This is a genomic window from Micromonospora sp. NPDC051300 (assembly GCF_044455315.1).
Classification (GTDB): Bacteria; Actinomycetota; Actinomycetes; order Mycobacteriales; family Micromonosporaceae; genus Micromonospora; species Micromonospora robiginosa.
In genome coordinates, this window is record NZ_JBITEP010000001.1 from 49,954 (window position 1) to 66,257 (window position 16,304).

At 73.0% G+C, this 16,304-nt stretch carries 19 protein-coding genes; 10 read left to right on the forward strand and 9 right to left on the reverse strand.

What is annotated here, in order from left to right; translation table 11 throughout:
• Window position 1 precedes the first annotated feature (1 nt).
• The 6 genes from pstA to ACIA5A_RS00260 form a co-directional block, all read right to left on the reverse strand.
• Window positions 2–1,090 (reverse strand): phosphate ABC transporter permease PstA, encoded by a 1,089-nt coding sequence (gene pstA, locus ACIA5A_RS00235; protein WP_396754913.1) that lies wholly within the window; start codon window positions 1,088–1,090, stop codon window positions 2–4.
• Complete coding sequence (gene pstC / locus ACIA5A_RS00240; protein ID WP_396754915.1) at window positions 1,087–2,172, reverse strand: phosphate ABC transporter permease subunit PstC; 1,086 nt, start codon at window positions 2,170–2,172, stop codon at window positions 1,087–1,089. The genes pstA and pstC overlap by 4 nt, the downstream gene beginning before the upstream one ends.
• A 41-nt stretch (window positions 2,173–2,213) precedes the next feature.
• Entirely contained in the window at window positions 2,214–3,317 is a 1,104-nt protein-coding gene (gene pstS / locus ACIA5A_RS00245; protein WP_396754917.1) for a phosphate ABC transporter substrate-binding protein PstS, read from the reverse strand.
• A gap of 292 nt (window positions 3,318–3,609) precedes the next feature.
• On the reverse strand, window positions 3,610–4,566 hold the full coding sequence (gene mshD / locus ACIA5A_RS00250) for a mycothiol synthase (protein ID WP_396754919.1): 957 nt from the start codon (window positions 4,564–4,566) through the stop codon (window positions 3,610–3,612).
• 67 nt (window positions 4,567–4,633) lie between these two features.
• The gene (locus tag ACIA5A_RS00255) at window positions 4,634–5,470 is read right to left on the reverse strand and encodes a polysaccharide deacetylase family protein (RefSeq protein ID WP_396754921.1); all 837 of its coding nucleotides are present in this window, start codon (window positions 5,468–5,470) and stop codon (window positions 4,634–4,636) included.
• A 145-nt stretch (window positions 5,471–5,615) separates the two neighbouring features.
• Complete coding sequence (locus ACIA5A_RS00260; protein ID WP_396754923.1) at window positions 5,616–6,335, reverse strand: winged-helix domain-containing protein; 720 nt, start codon at window positions 6,333–6,335, stop codon at window positions 5,616–5,618.
• 245 nt (window positions 6,336–6,580) lie between these two features.
• On the opposite strand from ACIA5A_RS00260, the gene ACIA5A_RS00265 reads away from it, so the two are divergent.
• The 6 genes from ACIA5A_RS00265 (at window position 6,581) to ACIA5A_RS00290 (ending at window position 11,083) form a co-directional block, all read left to right on the forward strand.
• Entirely contained in the window at window positions 6,581–7,624 is a 1,044-nt protein-coding gene (locus ACIA5A_RS00265) for a hypothetical protein (RefSeq protein ID WP_396754924.1), read from the forward strand.
• A gap of 82 nt (window positions 7,625–7,706) precedes the next feature.
• Complete coding sequence (locus ACIA5A_RS00270; RefSeq protein WP_396754926.1) at window positions 7,707–8,489, forward strand: DUF2993 domain-containing protein; 783 nt, start codon at window positions 7,707–7,709, stop codon at window positions 8,487–8,489.
• Window positions 8,490–8,588: 99 nt separating this feature from the next.
• Complete coding sequence (locus ACIA5A_RS00275) at window positions 8,589–8,666, forward strand: Ms5788A family Cys-rich leader peptide (RefSeq protein WP_310503780.1); 78 nt, start codon at window positions 8,589–8,591, stop codon at window positions 8,664–8,666.
• A 191-nt stretch (window positions 8,667–8,857) separates the two neighbouring features.
• A complete protein-coding gene (locus tag ACIA5A_RS00280) occupies window positions 8,858–9,706 on the forward strand; it encodes a sulfurtransferase (RefSeq protein ID WP_396754927.1) in 849 nt (282 codons plus the stop codon).
• 2 nt (window positions 9,707–9,708) lie between these two features.
• Entirely contained in the window at window positions 9,709–10,041 is a 333-nt protein-coding gene (locus ACIA5A_RS00285) for a DUF1416 domain-containing protein (RefSeq protein WP_396754929.1), read from the forward strand.
• A 193-nt stretch (window positions 10,042–10,234) separates the two neighbouring features.
• Complete coding sequence (locus tag ACIA5A_RS00290; RefSeq protein ID WP_396754931.1) at window positions 10,235–11,083, forward strand: hypothetical protein; 849 nt, start codon at window positions 10,235–10,237, stop codon at window positions 11,081–11,083.
• 13 nt (window positions 11,084–11,096) lie between these two features.
• Here ACIA5A_RS00290 and ACIA5A_RS00295 read toward each other — a convergent pair whose 3' ends face one another.
• The 3 genes from ACIA5A_RS00295 to ACIA5A_RS00305 form a co-directional block, all read right to left on the reverse strand.
• Complete coding sequence (locus ACIA5A_RS00295; protein WP_396754933.1) at window positions 11,097–13,148, reverse strand: glycogen debranching N-terminal domain-containing protein; 2,052 nt, start codon at window positions 13,146–13,148, stop codon at window positions 11,097–11,099.
• Entirely contained in the window at window positions 13,145–13,528 is a 384-nt protein-coding gene (locus ACIA5A_RS00300; protein ID WP_396754935.1) for an SCP2 sterol-binding domain-containing protein, read from the reverse strand. Before ACIA5A_RS00300 ends, ACIA5A_RS00295 begins: the two co-directional genes overlap by 4 nt.
• A gap of 78 nt (window positions 13,529–13,606) precedes the next feature.
• A complete protein-coding gene (locus ACIA5A_RS00305) occupies window positions 13,607–13,981 on the reverse strand; it encodes a DsrE family protein (protein WP_396754937.1) in 375 nt (124 codons plus the stop codon).
• 12 nt (window positions 13,982–13,993) lie between these two features.
• Here ACIA5A_RS00305 and mtfM point away from each other — a divergent pair, with 12 nt between their 5' ends.
• Genes mtfM through ACIA5A_RS00325 form a run of 4 tightly spaced genes read left to right on the forward strand, consistent with a single transcriptional unit; the run spans window position 13,994 to window position 16,255 of the window.
• Complete coding sequence (gene mtfM / locus ACIA5A_RS00310; protein ID WP_013288813.1) at window positions 13,994–14,098, forward strand: small membrane protein MtfM; 105 nt, start codon at window positions 13,994–13,996, stop codon at window positions 14,096–14,098.
• Window positions 14,092–14,682 carry an FABP family protein gene (locus tag ACIA5A_RS00315; protein ID WP_396754940.1) on the forward strand — a complete coding sequence of 197 codons (591 nt, stop codon included), beginning with the start codon at window positions 14,092–14,094 and terminating at the stop codon, window positions 14,680–14,682. Before mtfM ends, ACIA5A_RS00315 begins: the two co-directional genes overlap by 7 nt.
• Window positions 14,683–14,717: 35 nt before the next feature.
• Window positions 14,718–15,149 carry a Fur family transcriptional regulator gene (locus ACIA5A_RS00320; protein WP_396754942.1) on the forward strand — a complete coding sequence of 144 codons (432 nt, stop codon included), beginning with the start codon at window positions 14,718–14,720 and terminating at the stop codon, window positions 15,147–15,149.
• Complete coding sequence (locus tag ACIA5A_RS00325) at window positions 15,146–16,255, forward strand: YgfZ/GcvT domain-containing protein (protein ID WP_396754943.1); 1,110 nt, start codon at window positions 15,146–15,148, stop codon at window positions 16,253–16,255. Before ACIA5A_RS00320 ends, ACIA5A_RS00325 begins: the two co-directional genes overlap by 4 nt.
• Window positions 16,256–16,304 lie beyond the last annotated feature (49 nt).

Sequence of the window (16,304 nt, forward strand, 5' to 3'; positions counted from 1 at the left end):
TTCATCGGCCGAGCCGGTTTCGACGGGCCAGCAGCTTCGCCGCGACGGTCAGCACGAGGACCAGGGCGACCAGGGTCAGCGCCGCGGTCCACGCCCGCGCCGGCGAGTACTTCGAGGCCTCGCCGGCCTGCTGGTAGACGAAGAGGGCCAGCGACGACTGGTTGTTCTCGAACGGGTTGAAGTTGATCGCCGCGCCGCCGCCGGCGACGAGCAGCACCGGCGCGGTCTCACCGGCGGCCCGCGCGACCGCGAGCATGATGCCGGTGACGATGCCGGGCAGCGCGGTCGGCAGCACGACCCGCAGGATGGTCTTCCACTTCGGTACGCCGAGCGCGTACGCGCCCTCGCGCAGCGGCGCCGGCACCAGCCGGAGCATCTCCTCGGTGGAGCGGACCACGGTGGGCAGCATGAGCACGCTCAACGCCAGGGCGGCGGCGAAGCCGGAGAAGCTCGGCCGGCCGTCGTTGAACCAGGGCGAGACGATCAGCACCCAGAAGGCCAGCACGAACAGGCCGGTGACGATCGACGGGATGCCGGTCATCACGTCCACGAAGAAGCGGATGGCGAACGCGAACCGGCCCCGGCCGTACTCGACCACGTAGATCGCGCAGAGCACGCCGAGCGGCACGGTGATCAGCGCGGCGATGCCGACCTGCTCCAGCGTGCCGATGATCGCGTGGTAGGCGCCGCCGTTGGCGTCCCGCGCCCCGATGTTGTTCATCGAGGTGCCGAAGAAGTCGGCGTCCAGCCGCTCGGAGCCCTTGCTCACCAGCGTCCAGACCACCGACGCCAGCGGCAGCACGGCCAGCACGAAGGCGGAGTGGATCAGCGCGCTCCAGATCCGGTTGCGGGCCGACCGCCGGCCCTCCACCGCGTTCGCGGCGGCGAAGAGACCGACCAGGTAGAGCAGCACGCCGAGCACCACGACCAGGACCGGGCCGCCGATGCCGGCGCCGTAGACCAGGCCCGCGGCGAGCAGCAGCGCCGCGACGGCGACGGCGGGCGCGGCGTACGCGGGAAGCCGCCGGGCCCGCAGCGTGGCCGGCTGGGCCGGCGGGCGCGGGCGACGGGTGGTGAGAGTGGAGGTCATGCCGCGGACTCCGTGAACTCGCGCCGCCGGTAGATGATCGCCCGGGCGGTGATGTTGACGATCAGCGTGATCGCGAAGAGGACCAGGCCGGAGGCGATCAGCGCGCCCCGGCCGGTGTCGTTCGCCTCGGCGAACCGGTTGGCGATGTTGGCGGCGATCGAGTTGCCGCCGCTCTGCAGGATGTTGAACGAGATGGCGTACGTCGAGCCGAGGGTCAGCGCGAGCGCGATGGTTTCACCGAGCGCCCGGCCCAGGCCCAGCATCACCGCGGCGATGACACCCGGCCGGCCGTACGGCAGGACCGCGGTGCGGATCATCTCCCAGCGGGTGGCGCCGAGCGCGAGCGCGGCCTCCTCGTTGGCGGTCGGGGTCTGCCGGAACACCTCGCGGGAGAGCGAGGTGACGATCGGCAGCACCATGATCGCCAGCACCACGGAGCCGAGCAGGATCGAGCTGCCGTACGGGCCGTCGCCGAAGATCGGGATCCAGCCGAAGTACGTGTGCAGCCAGGCGGAGAGGTCGGCGACCGGGCCGGCGAAGTAGTCGCGGCCCCAGAGGCCGAAGACCACGCTCGGCACGGCGGCCAGCAAGTCGATCAGGAAGCCCAGGCTGTTGCCGAGCCGGCGCGGGGCGTAGTGCGACAGGTAGAGGGCGATGCCCAGCGCGACCGGCACCGCCATGAACAGCGCCAGCAGCGAACTCAGCACCGTGCCGAAGGCGAGCGCGCCGATGCCGAACTTGGGCGGGTTGTCGTTCGGGAACCAGCCCTCGAAGGTCCAGAACGATTCGGTGTTGGCCCGCAGCGCCGGTACGGCCTTGGCGATCAGGAAGATCGCGATGGCCGCGATGATGATCAGCACGGTGCTGCCGGCGGCCAGGGTCAGGCCGTGGAACACGCGTTCCGCGCCGAAGGCGCGGGCGCGCGGGAGGCCGCCGCCCCCGCCGAGGTCGCCGCCGGGGCGGCCAGGGTTTCCGGAGCGCTCGGCCACACGCGCCGAGGCACCGGCGGGCCGCTCGTGGCTCGTGGCCACGGGGGTCCCGCCGGTGCCGGCGTGCGCCGAGCGGTGAGGGGTATCACCCATCTGCTCGCTCGCTTCGAGTTGAGGAGGTGTCGTTCAGGGCGTCAGGCGAGGCTCTTGACGGCGGCCTCGACCTTGGTGCGGACGGCGTCCGGCAGCGGGGCGTAGCCCAGCTCGGCCAGCTCCTGCTGGCCCTCCGCGCTGGCGGCGTGGCCGAGCAGGCCCTTGACCAGCGGCAGCTTGTCGGCGGCGAGGCCCTTGCTGCAGACGATCTCGTAGGTCGCCAGGACGATCGGGTAGGCCCCGGCCTCCTTGGTGTTGTAGTCGATCGACATCTTGAGGTCGTTGCCCTGGCCCTCGAACTTGGCCCCGGCGATGGTCTTGCCGGCCGAGTCGCCGGTCAGCTCGACGAACTCGCCGGCGCCGTTCTTGATCTTGGCCATCTTCAGGCCCGAGTTCTCGGCGTACGACAGCTCGACGTAGCTGATGGTGCCCTCGGTGCTCTTGACCTTGCTGGCCACACCGTCGGACTTGGCCGCGCCGACGCCGCCCGGGGCCTTCCACGCCTTGGCGTTGCCGAAGGTCCAGTCCGCCTCGGCGGTCTTGGAGAGGTACTTGGTGAAGTTGTCGGTGGTGCCCGACTCGTCGGAGCGGTGCACCGCCTGGATCGCGGCCGACGGCAGCTTGGCGTCCGGGTTGTCGGCCTTGATCGCCGCGTCGTCCCACTTGGTCACCTTGCCGGCGAAGATCTTCGCCAGGGTGGCCGGGCTGAACTGGAGGTTGTCCGCGCCGCCGACGTTGTAGACGACCGCGACCGGGCCGATCACCATCGGCAGGTTGAGGGCCTGGCCACCGGCGCACTTGGCGTCGGCCTGCGGCTGCTCCTCCGGCTTGAGCGCGGAGTCGGAGCCGGCGAAGTCGGCGGTGCCGGCGATGAACGCCTGGATGCCGGCGCCGGAGCCGCTCGGCTCGTAGTTGATCGTGGTGCCCGCGCACTTCTGCTGGTAGGCCTTGATCCACTCGGCCATGGCGTTCTTCTGCGCGGAGGAGCCCTGCGCGTTCAGCGTGCCCTTGCCGCAGTCGACGGCGGCGGCGGAGCCGGAGGCGGAACCGCCGGCCGGCTCGTTGTTGTCCGAGCCGCAGGCGCTGAGACCGAGAACCGCGGTAAGAGCGAGACAGGCGATGGCGCCGTGCCGCTGGAGCTTCACTTCAGGGGTTTCCCTTCACGTCTTTGGTCAGGTCGCCCGGGGTTGCCGGGGGCCGGCGCTGACCGGCTTGACGTGAAAGTTAGGAGGGCCAGGTGGACGGTTCGCCGGTCGGAAGTGAACGGGGGATGAACACGCCCGGCCGGCGGGATGGCCGTAGGCTGAGGGGGGCCTGTCCATTTCGTGAACTCGCGGCCCGCTATCGCCTTTAGGGCGATTTATCCGGGCAGTCGTTACCGTGCCGAGCTGTCCGCGTGATGCTCCCGTGACCGCCCGCCGAGGTCTCCGCCGCCGCTCAGTCGCGGTGGTAGTTGACGTGCGCGGACCAGCGGGCGAAGCCGAGCCGCTCGTAGAGCGCGACCGCCCCGGTGTTGCTCTCGTCGACGTAGAGCATCACCCGGTCGAGCCCGCGTCGGTCGCGCAGGTAAGCCAGGCCGGCGGCGGTGAGCACCCGGCCGAGCCCGCCGCGGTGGACGGACGGGTCGACGCCGAGCACGTAGACCTCGCCGATCCGGGCCGACCCCTGCCGCTCGTGCACCTTGGTCCAGTGGAAGCCGAGCAGCCGGCCGGTGGCGGAGTCGGTCGCGAGCAGGAAGCCGGCCGGGTCGAACCACGGCTCGGCGAACCGGACGCGCAGGTCGTCGAGGGTCCACCGGCCCTGCTCGGGGTGCTGGGCGAACGCCGCGTTGTTGACCGCCAGCCAGGCCTCGTCGTCCGCGCCGGGACGGAACGCCCGCAGCTCGACGCCCTCCGGCAGGGTCGGGGCGGGCACCGCCTCGGTGAGCGGGCGGCGGAGCTGCCAGAGCACCCGGGCGCGGGCGAAGCCCAGGTCGACCGCGAGCGCGGCGGCGGACGGGTGGTCGCCGTGCGCCCAGGCGCGCAGCGGCCCCGTGGCGGCGGCCAGCACCCCCCGGGCCAGCGCCCGGCCGGTGCCCCGACGCCGGTACGCCGGGTGCACCACCAGTTCCACGCCGACGCCCTCGGCCGGCGCGGTGGTGTCCAGGTGCGCGTACCCGGTCAGGGTGCCGTCCGCGCCGCGGGCGGTGAGGTGCACGGCCGCTGCCCCGGGGTCGCGCAGCCGCAGCAGCACGTGCTCGTCCAGCGGGTCGGCGCCGTCGGCGTCGCCGGCCGTCCGGGCCAGGGCCAGCACCTCCGCCACCTCGGGTGCGGCCAGCCGGTCGGCGGCCCTCACCCGGTCACCGGGAACCGATGCGTCGGATCCGTCGCCACTGGTCTGCTCGGTGCTGCCCATGCCCGTCACGGTAGTGGCCGGCGGGCCGTCGTTCTCGGCACGGCGGCGGGGTGGGCGGTGGCGCTCGTCACGCGGCGCCGGTGGGCAGCGGCTCCAACTCGAACCGGCCCAGCAGTTCGGGCAGCAGCCGCTGCAACGCGGCGACCGTGCCCGAGCGGTCCCCGCCCGCGTCGTGCATCAGCACGATCGCCCCCGGGGCGGTCTGCGTACGGACCGTCGTCTCGATCGCGGTGGGGCCCGGTGTCTTCCAGTCCGACGGGTCGACGCTCCAGTGCAGCGGGGTGAGACCCATCGCCGCGCAGGCGGACATCACCTGAGGTGTCCAGACACCGCCCGGCTGCCGGTAGTAGGCGATCCGGGCGTGCGGGGCGGCGGCCAGGATCGCGTCGTTGGTGCGGGTCAGGTCCGCCCGGATCGTCTCCGGGGTGCGCCTGCCGAGGTTGACGTCGTGCTTCCAGGAGTGGTTGCACAGGGTGTGGCCCTCGGCGGCGATGGACCGCACCAGGTCCGGGTAGCTCTCCGCGTTCTCGCCGACGACGCAGAACGTGGCCTTCACGCCGTACTGGCCGAGCAGGGCGAGCACCTGCGGCGTCCAGCGGGGGTCGGGGCCGTCGTCGAAGGTCAGCGCCACCCGGGCGGAGCCGGTGCTGACGTGCGCGCCGTACGGGCCGTCGCCGTCGGCGGTGTCCGGCACGGTGTCCGGCGTCGGGTCCGCGCCGGGCGTGCCGGGGCCGTCGCTCGGCGGCTGGTCGGCGTAGCGCGGGCCGTAGGCCGAGGTGGTCGCGCCCGCGGTCGACGGGTGGCGTTCGGGCACCAGGCTGTGGCCCAGCGCGTACGCGGAGGCCAGCAGCCCGGCGAGCACCGCGGTCACCACCGTCACCGCCTTCAGCGTCGAGCCGGACATCAGTGGTACCGGCCGTTCGCCGCCCCCGTGGTCAGCACGTACACCGTTGGCCCCCCTCAGCCCTGACGAATCCGGCAGTCAGGATATGGGCGGCGAGAAGGCCAAATGGGGCATATAGGAAAAGTGCCCCCGGTGGGGGTGGCGGTCAGACCGGCAGCGGCGCGGGCTCCGACTCCGGCAGCGAGCGCGACGGCGGCACCACGAACTTGTAGCCGACCTGGCGGACCGTGCCGATCATCGACTCGTACTCCGAGCCGAGCTTGGCGCGCAGCCGCCGGACGTGCACGTCCACCGTGCGGGTGCCGCCGAAGTAGTCGTAGCCCCAGACCTCACGCAGCAACTGGTCCCGGGTGAAGACCCGGCCCGGGTGCTGGGCGAGGAACTTCAACAGCTCGAACTCCTTGTAGGTCAGGTCGAGCGGCCGGCCCTTGAGCTTGGCGGCGTAGGTGTCCGGGTCGATGTTCAGCTCGCCGGCCCGGACCGAGCCGCCGGCTCCGGCCATGGCGTTGCTCAACCGGCCGACCGCCAGGCGCAGCCGGGCCTCCACCTCGGCCGGACCGGCCGCGGCGAGGATGACGTCGTCCACGCCCCAGTCGGCGTTCAACGCGATCAGACCGGCCTCGGTCACCACCGCGACAAGCGGCACGCCGAGCCCGGTCGCGTGCAGCATCCGGCAGGTGGCCCGCGCCTCGCTCAACTCGGAGCGGGCGTCCACCAGGACGGCGTCCGGGGTCGGACCGGACACCAGGGTGCGCACGTCGCGGGGCGCGGTGCGCACCGAGTGCGGCAGCAGGTCGAGTGCCGGCAACACCGCCGACGGCTCACCCGCCCGTGCGGTCACGAGCAGCAGGAGCTCCACGATCACCTCCGTCCCGGCGGCCCTTCGGCCGCGCGCGACCAGCGGCACACCCGGTCGGGGTGGCGCTGTGAACTTGCGTGGGTCCCGGCGTCGCTGACGGGCGGGGTAACGGGTTGAGCGTAACGGATGGTCCGACCGTCACCTTCGCGCCTTTTCCCGTTTGCCCTTTCTGCCCTCGAACGCGGCGCAGGTTTTAACGTTGCCGAAACCGTGACCTCCGCCGGACCGCCCGGGTCTGGCACGATCGGGGCGTGTTTCCCTCCACCTCGCGCGACGGCGGTCGTGACCCGTGGGCCGACGGCCCGTCCACCGGGCCGTCCGGCCCCGCCCCTGGCTACCCGCCCGCCCCGCGCACCGGGCCGGCCGAGGAGGAGCGGCGGGAGCGCAAGGGCCCCCGCCGGCTCCGCAAGGGCGGCCCCGGCCGGCGCTCCGACGACGCCTCCGAGGAGGCGCCCGACGAGGAGGCCCCGCCGGTGGAGTTCCGCCGGCCGCTGGCGTTGACCGTGGCCGGCTTCGCCGCGCTGCTCGCCACCGGCCTGGTGCTCGGGGCGCAGACGGCGGGCCCGGGGCACCGACTGCCGTTCGCCGTCGTCATCTTCGGTGTCCAGATGCTCTACGTGCTCGCCTGGACGATGGCCATGCGGCCGCCCGCGCTGCTCGTCGTCGCGCTGGTCAGCGCCGGCACCGCGGCGATCGCGGACATCGCCGCCGTGCAGTCGGACATCGCCGGCCTGGCCCCGCTCGGCTACGCCGCGCTCGCCGGCCTCGTGCTCGGCGTGCTCGGGCAGCTCGTCCGCCGGGTGGACCGGGTCCGGGTCACCGACTCGCTGGGCGGCACCCTGCTCATCGTGGTGGGGGTGGTCGCGTTCGCCTCGCTGATCGTGCTCAGCCGGATCCCCAAAGGCACCCAGGCGATCACCGTCTGCCTCACCGCCGCCGGGGTGGCCCTGCTGGTGGCGCGGCTGACCGACGCGGTGGCGCCGTGGCCCCGGCTCGCCCCGCAGGTGCCCCGCGGCGCGGCCGGTGTGGTGGTGGGCGCCATGCTCGGCACGCTGACCAGCGCCGTGCTCGGCAGCTATCTGGTCGGCTTCACCCCGACCAGCGCCGCGCTGGTCGGCGTGGTCACCGCGGCCACCGCCGTGCTGGCCGACCTCGCCGTCGGCTACGCCGAGGCGGGCCGGCTGATGGCCGGCGAGCCGCCGACCATGTGGGTGGCCCGGCACATGCAGGGACCGCTGGGCGGCTTCGCGCTCGCCGCGCCCGCCGCGTACGCCATGTGCGTGCTCTTCCTCTGAGCGCCCGATTGGAGAAGTCTCGCCCCGGGTAAGTACGGTGGCGCCGCGAGACGCGGTGTCGGTGGCGAGGACTGGAGGCGGCGTGGCAGAGGCGTACCCGGCGGAGGGCCGGCCCCGTCGCCGGGGTCGGAAGGTGCTGATCGGTTTCGTCGTCCTGCTGCTGGTGCTGGCCGGGCTGCTCGTCGTCGCCGACCGGGTGGCGGCCGGGGTCGCCGAGCGGGCCATCGCCGACCAGGTTCGGCAGGAGCTGGCGAAGCAGGACGCGCAGTCCGCCGCGCCCAAGGTCGAGGTGGGTGGCTTTCCGTTCCTCAACCAGGTGCTGGCCGGGAAGTACGAGCACATCTCGATCCAGTTGACCGACGTGAAGGGCAACGTGCAGGGCGGCGCGGTCGACGTGCCGAAGCTGGACGTGGATGCCCGCAACGTGACCGCCTCGCTGGACACGCTCCGCTCCGGCCGGGGCGACGTGGTGGCCCAGACCGTCGACGGGCGGGGCACCGTCACCTACGACAGCCTGGCCGAGCTGATCAAGCGGCCCGGCCTCAAGCTCGGCGAGCGCGACGGCAAGCTGACGGTCACCGCCCCGGCCGACATCCTCGGCATCAAGCTGACCGTGAACGGCACCGCCGACGTGACCGTGGCCGGCGGCAAGGTGGCGCTGCGCTTCAACGACCTCACCGCCGAGGGCCTGCCGAACGTGGCGCTGGCGCGCACGTTGCTGTCCAACTACGCCAAGAGCATCTCGATCGACGTGCCGCTGCCGGAGCTGCCGTTCCAGCTCAACCTGCGCAAGGTGGAGCCGCGTCCGGAGGGCCTGGTGGTCACCGCGGACGCCAAGGACGTCCCCATCAATTCCGCCGGCTGAAAGCCGGCCTGCCGGATCAACTCCGCCGGCTGATCTCGCATCTCGCATGCTGGTCGGGCCGGTGCCCACATGCCGGTCCGGCTGGTAGTGTCCCACCCCATGGGGACCCACCTCACCAAACGGCGCGCGGTCGACCTGTGCCGCGTGGCCACCTGCCTGTGTCGCCCCGTCATCTGACGGCGGGGCTGTCTCCGGCCGCCTGAGCGGCCACGGCACCAAGGGTCCAACCCCCCTCAACGCCCGGCAGCGGCGCCGTCGCACGTACCCGTGATCCGTTCCTAGCTCTGGGTCCCGCGCGTGGTGCGACAGCCACCGACTTCGATCTCCGCGCGCAGGCTCACCACCCATCCTCACCAGGGAGTGATCTGATGAGTCGCGACACCGCACTCGTCTCGGCCGAGTGGGCCGAGAAGAACCTCGACGCCCCGGGCGTCGTCTTCGTCGAGGTCGACGAGGACACCTCGGCCTACGACACCGGCCACCTGGCCGGCGCGATCAAGCTCGACTGGAAGACCGACCTCCAGGACCAGGTCCGGCGGGACTTCGTCAACCAGGAGCAGTTCGCCGCGCTGCTCTCCGAGCGGGGCATCGCCAACGACGACACCGTCGTCCTCTACGGCGGCAACAACAACTGGTTCGCCGCGTACGCGTACTGGTACTTCAAGCTCTACGGCCACCGCGACGTGAAGCTGCTCGACGGCGGCCGCAAGAAGTGGGAGCTGGACGCCCGCCCGCTGGTGAAGGACGCGGTGACCCGCCCGGCCACGCAGTACGTCGCGCAGGCGCCGGACACCTCGATCCGCGCGTTCCGCGACGAGGTGGTCGACGCCATCGGCACCAAGAACCTGGTCGACGTGCGCAGCCCCGACGAGTACGCCGGCCGGCTGCTCGCCCCCGCCCACCTGCCGCAGGAGCAGGCGCAGCGGGCCGGGCACGTGCCGACCGCGATCAGCGTGCCGTGGTCCAAGGCGGCCAACGAGGACGGCACGTTCAAGTCCGACGACGAGCTGCGCAAGATCTACGCCGCCGCCGGGCTGGACGACGACAAGGAGACCATCGCCTACTGCCGGATCGGCGAGCGCTCCTCGCACACCTGGTTCGTGCTCCAGGAGCTGCTCGGGCACCGCAACGTGAAGAACTACGACGGATCCTGGACCGAGTACGGCTCGCTGGTCGGTGTGCCGGTGGCGCTCGGCGACGAGCCCGGGGAGGCGTGACCATGACCGCTCCGACCGCTTCGACCGCTGCCGGCTGCGCCGCGCCGGACCAGTCCGCCCCGCTCCCGGCCAGCCTGGACCTGGAGAACGAGACAGTCATCACCGGCCAGGTGCTCGCCGAGTCCGGCGAGGCCGTGCCCGGCGCGTACGTCCGGCTGCTCGACTCGACGGGCGAGTTCACCGCCGAGGTGGTGACGTCCCCGACCGGTCAGTTCCGGTTCTTCGCCGCGCCGGGCTCGTGGACCCTGCGGGCGCTCTCCCGCCACGGCAACGGCGACACCACGGTCGCCGCCGCCCGCGGCATCAACGAGGTCACCGTCACCGTGAAGGTGTAAGGAAGGGCCCCTTGTTAACGCTCTCGGCATAGGCGGGGCCCCCGCTTAACAACGTGCATCGGCTCGGGCCGGTCATCCCAGTCCACGGGTGGCCGGCCCGAGCCGTTGCCGGCTCAGAACGTGCAGCCGTACGCAGCGGGCCCGCGCGCCGGGTCGTGCCGGGCGGGTCGCCGGAGCGTGACACCATGGCCCGGTGAGCGCCGTCCCGCCGGGGTACGCCCCGCCGTCCCGTCCCGACCAGCAGCCGACCGGCAGCCGCCGGCAGCGCTGGCTGGTGGTCGCCACGGTGGTGTGGGCCGTGCTGCTCGCCGGGCTGACCTGGTGGTCGGTCCGCAACGACCCGCCCACCGTCAAGGAGCAGCGCTCGCTGGACCAGGCCGGTCCGGTGGTGGACCGGGCGATCGGCGAGCTGAGCGCCGCGATCGGGACGGCCGGGGTGCCGGCGCTGCTGCCCGACCGGTTGACGCGGGACTGCCGGGTGACCCCGCTGGAACGGGGCGCGGACCTGGAACGCGGCATCGAGGTGGCGACCGCCGGCGACGACGCCCGCGCCGCGCTGCGCCAGGTGGCCGACCGGCTGCCGGCCCGGTGGCGGGCGGGCGTCTCGACGTACGACGGGGAGCCGCTGCTGCGCGCGGACGCCGGCGACTTCGTGGCGGTCGAGGGCCGGCCCGGCGGGCCGGGGCGGGTGCTGTTGACCGCCGCCACCGGCTGCCGCCCGGTCGGTGCGGGTTACCGGCCGCCGGCCGCCGACGCCGCCGGGGAGTCCGCCGCGCTGGCCCGCGTGTTGGGCCGCTGGGGTGGCGCGACCGGGTCGGTGCAGGTGCTGACCGCGCCCTGCCCCGGTGGCGGGACCACCCGGACCGCCCGGGCCGAGGCGGCCGCGCCGGCTGACCAGCGGCTGGCCCCCGCGTTCGGCGCGGGCGCCGCGCCGGTGGTGGACTCCCTCGACAGGTACGCCCGGGAGGGCGACCCGGCGGTGCTGGCGGAGCGGGCCGGCGAGCGGGTCCGGGTGGCCGTCACCACGTCCTGTCCGGCCTGAGCCGGCGCGGGCCTCAGGGCCGGCGGCCCTCGTCGGCCGTGCGGCTGCGGCCCAGCGCGTCCACCCGACCCCACCGGCCCGGGATGTCGAGCAGCTCCACCCGACCCATCCCGGGCGGCACCGCCGGGTCGATGATCAGGTGCTCGCCCTGCGGCTCCAGCCCCAGCATCACCCGCAGCAGAAGCAGTGGCGTGCCGGCGGACCAGGCCTGCGGGCTGCACGCGGTCGGATACTCCACCGGATAGTCGGTGAGGCCGCGCTCGTAGCCGGCGAACGCCTCCGGGAGCCGCCCGTCGAAGTAGCGGGACGCGCTGAGCATCGCGTCGCAGATCCGGCCGGCCTCCTCCCGGAAGCCGTACCTCCACAGGCCCCAGGCGATGATCGAGTTGTCGAACGGCCACACCGTGCCGACGTGGTAGCCGATCGGGTTGTAGCGGCCCTGGTCGTCGGCGAGCGTCCGGACCCCCCAGCCGGAGAAGAGGCGCGGTCCGAGCAGGTGCGCGGCGACCGCCGGGGCGCGGGACTCGTCGACGATGCCGCTCCACAGCAGGTGGCCGATGTTGGAGGCGAGCGCGTCCACGTGCCGCCCCTGCGGGTCCAGGGCCAGCGCGTAGTACTCCCGCTCGGGAATCCAGAAGTCGCGGTTGAACCGCTCCTTCAGCGCCGCGGCCTCGCGTTCCAGCCGGTCCGCGTACGCCGGGTCGCCCCACAGCTCGCGGGCCATCCGGGCGCCGCGGCGCTTGGCGTCGTACGCGTACCCCTGTAGCTCGCAGGTGGCCCGGGGGAACGGCGGCAGCCGGCCGTCGGAGTAGGAGATGCCGTCGGGGGAGTCCTTCCAGCACTGGTTCGGCAGCCCGCTCTCCGGGTTGCGGGTCATGTACCAGACGTAGCCGGTGCCGAGCAGGTCCCCGTACGTGTCGAGCCAGGCCAGCGCCGCCCGGGTCTCCTGTTCGAGCTGGCGGACCAGCGTCGTGTCCCCGGTCCACCGCTCGTACTCGTCGAGCAGGATCACGAAGAGCGCGGTGGTGTCGGCCGCGCCGTAGTAGGGCGAGTGCGGTTGTTCCTCGAAGCCGGCGGTCTCGCCGTACCGCAGCTCGTGCAGGATCTTGCCGGGTTCCTCGTCCCGGAAGTCGTCGATCCGGCCGCCCTGCAACCCGGCGAGCATGAGGATGGTCGGCTGGATCATCTCGGGCAGGAACGGCAGGATCTGGAGCGAGGTGAAGATGCTGTCCCGGCCGAACAACGTCATGAACCAGGGCAGGCCGGCGGCGACCAGCCGGACGCCGAGCGTGATCGACTCGTACCGGAGGGCGGCCAGGTCGTTGAGGCTGCGCCGGTAGGCCCCGGCGAGCGGCTCGCAGTCGCAGCCCAGCTTGGGCGCGTGCTCGACGAGCGCGGTCTGCTCGGCCTCGATGGCCGCCACCGAGCGGTGCCCACCGAGCGGCAGGGTGGCGCGGATGTCCTCGCCCCGCGCCCCGTAGATCACGGTGGCGACGTGCAGCCGGGTGGTCCACTCGCCGTGCGCCGGGATGCGGATCCGGAACGTCATCCCGTTCTGGTCGACCTCGGCCGGGGCGGTGCTGCTGATCCGCGCCTCTCGGTGGAAGCCCTGCCGGCGGTAGGTGAGCCGGAGGCTGTTCTCCGCCACGGTCGGCGTGGTGCGACCCTTCTTCTCCCGCTTGTGCTTGATCTCGAAGAGGTCGGCGAAGTCGGAGCCGATGTCGAGCCGGAGGCGGAACTCTTTCTCCTGCTCGGCGTGGTTGAGCAGGGTCAGTTCCTCGTCGAAGCTGCCGCCGATCGAGCGGCTGCGGATCACCGAGACCTCCGCGTCCAGGTAGTGCGTCGGTTCGCCGGGGACCATGAAGAACCGGGTCTTGTAGGACAGCGCGTCGTCGATGGAGAGGGCGTGCAGCAGTTGCCCGTCGAGGGAGAGGACCCAGGTGGAGAGGAACCGGGTGTCGAAGGAGAACAGCCCGGTGGGGAAGTCGTACGACGGTTCGATGTTGCCACGCCGGTCGCTGACCAGGAAGGTGTTGCCGTCGAGGATGCTCACCCGTTCCTTCACGCCGACCGCCGGACGTGCTCGCGGGCGGTCTCTCGCGGGTCACGGGCCCCGGGCGGGTCGGGCAGGAAGCGGCGGAGTGCCAGGAACAGCACCACGTGCCCGCCGAACGTGGCCTCGTTGCGCAGCACCACCGCCAGCGCGGCCTCGCGGCCGGTGACCAGTGCCTCGAAGAGTTGGGTGCCGACGGTCAGGATGGCATCCGCCGCACCCTCCTCCTGCCGGCTCACCCGGGCCGACCCGGGCGCCAGCGTCACGTACCAGTGTTCGGTGTGGTTGCCGTCGGCGAGGTCGATCCGGAGGGTGCCGCCGACCGGGCTGCGCAACAGGGCGGGCGCGCGCGCCGGCAACGACGCGAAGAACCGTTCGATCGCCTCACTCACATCCGAATGGTAGGCGGGGTCCCGGCATATCGGGTCAGGATCGGCGCACCGGGCAGAATGGACAACCCGGTGGGTGGTTCAGTAGACCAGGGCCTGCGCGCCCTCGGCCATCGCCTCCTCGACGAAGACCGCCGCCCCGGCGATCCGGACACCCGGAAGCACGTCGTCCGGGCCGATGTCCCGTCGAACCGCGCACTGGGTGCAGGCGGTCACCCGCCCGGTGGTCAGGATCACGTGCAGCAACTCGCCCAGCGGCGCCGAGTGCGGCAGCTCGAACGACTCCGCCCGGCCGGGCAGCGCGAACCAGGTGGACTCGCCGGTCAGCCAGAGCGACACGTCCACCCCGGCGGCGGCCGCGGTGGCGGCGACGGTGAACGCCTGGGCGCATCGTTCCGGGGCGTCCGCCCCGGCGGTGGCCTTGACGACGAGAGTGCGCGTCATGCCGCCCAGCATAGGATGGCCCGGATGGTTACCGAGATCGGGTTCGTCAGCCTGCTGGTCGCCGGCCTGGGCGCGCTCGCCGGTGGCCTGGTCTACGTCGCCGTGCGAATCGCAAGAGGTAAATGGTGAGTGAGAACCCGCTCCAGCCGCCGTGGCTGAACGCGCCCCCGGTCGAGGAGTACCCGTACGAGGAGAGTCACGACCTGCGCGTCGGCCCGAAGCTGCACCCCAGCCTGGACGGGCTGCTGCCGTACATCGGGGTGTGGCGGGGCCGGGGCCGGGGCGGCTTCCCGACGATCGACGACTTCGACTTCGCGCAGGAGATCCGGATCAGCCACGACGGCCGGCCGTTCCTGCACTACGAGTCGCGGGCCTGGATCCTGGACGAGCAGAGCCGCCCGGTCCGCCCGGCCGGCCGCGAGATCGGCTGGTGGCGCCCGGTGCTGGACGGCGAGCGGGTCACCGACGAGATCGAGGCGCTGATGAGCGTGCCGACCGGCGTGATGGAGCTGCACATCGGCAAGCGCAAGGGCACCCAGATCGAGTTCTCCACCGACGCGGTCGTCCGCACCGCCACGGCCAAGGAGGTCACCGCCGGCGCCCGGCTGTTCGGCATCGTCGAGGGCGCCCTGCTCTACGCGCAGGAGATGGCCGCCATGGGCCACCCGCTCAGCCCGCACCTCTCCGCCCGCCTCGTCCGGGTGGCCGGCTGACCGGAGCGGTGCGACGGCCGAACTATGATCGGAGGGTGTCCGAATCCTCCCTCGCGGAACTGCTCCGCTCGCGCGGGCTGCGGCTGACGGCGCAGCGGCAACTCGTCCTGCGGGCCGTCCTGGAGCTGGGGCACGCCACCCCGGAACAGGTGCACACGGCGGTCCGTGAGGTCGCGGCCGGGGTCAACATCACCACCATCTACCGCACGCTGGAACTGCTGGAACGGCTCGGCCTGGTCACCCACACCCACCTCTCGCACGGCTCGCCGACCTACCACGCGGCCGGTGAGCACCAGCACGTGCACCTGGTGTGCCGGGAGTGCGGGGCGATCGACGAGATCTCCCCGGAGATGCTCCGGCCGCTCGCCGACCAGTTGGCCGGGCAGCGCGGCTTCCAGGTCGACATCGGGCACGTGGCGCTCTTCGGGGTCTGCGGCCGGTGCGCACAGGACGGGGAAACCACATGATCGACATCGCCGGCGCGGTGACCACCGACGCCATCGACGAGCAGACCCGGGACCAGCCCGAGCCGGCCCACCGGGCGGCCGGGGTGGCCCCGGTGGCCGCGCACTACGGCGACCCGATGCGCGAACAGCGCGTCCTGGCCACCGGCGTGGGCCTGGTCGACAGGTCGCACCGGGGCGTGGTCGCGGTGCCCGGCGAGGAGCGGATCGGCTGGCTGCACACGCTGACCAGCCAGCACCTGGCCGCGCTGGCCCCGTGGCAGGGCACCGAGCTGTTGGTGCTCTCGCCGAACGGGCACGTGGAGCAGCACGCGCTCGTCGCCGAGGACGGCGAGACCACCTGGCTGGACACCGAGCCGGGGATGACCGCCGGCCTCCTGTCGTACCTGGAGAAGATGCGGTTCTTCAGCAAGGTCGACCCGCGCGACGCCACCGCCGGGCACGCGCTGCTGTCGCTGGTCGGGCCGGAGGCCGCCGGCGCGGTCGCCACGCTGGGCGTCGGCGAGCTGGCCGCGCCCGAACTGCTCGGGGTGCCGGGCCCCAAGTTCCGCACCGGCGAGCTGCCCGCGCGGCCCTCCGTGGTGTACGACGTCGCGCCGCTGCCGTCCGGGGGCTGGGCCCGGCGGGTGGCGCTCGGCGTCGACCTGCTGGTGCCCCGTCCCGCGATGGCCGAGGTGGTGGCGCGGCTGCGCGACGCGGGCGTGCCGGTGGCCGGGCTGTGGGCGTACGAGGCGATGCGGGTGGCCGCCCGCCGGGCCCGGGTCGGGGTGGACACCGACCACCGGACCATCCCCGCCGAGGTGGACCTGATCGCCCCGGCCGTGCACCTGGACAAGGGCTGCTACCGGGGGCAGGAGACGGTGGCCCGGGTGCACAACCTGGGCCGGCCGCCGCGCAAGCTGGCGCTGCTGCACCTGGACGGCATCGCCAGCGACCAGCCGCCGGCCGCCGGTACGCCGGTGACGGTGGACGGCCGGACGATCGGGTTCGTCGGCACCGCCGTGCACCACTACGAGCTGGGCCAGATCGCGCTCGCCGTGCTGAAGCGCAACACCCCCGACGACGCCCGCCTGATGGTGGGCGACAGCGCCGCCGCCGTCGACAGTTAAGGAAGGGCCCCTTCTTAACGCCTCCGGCAGAGGAAGGGCCCCCGCTTGG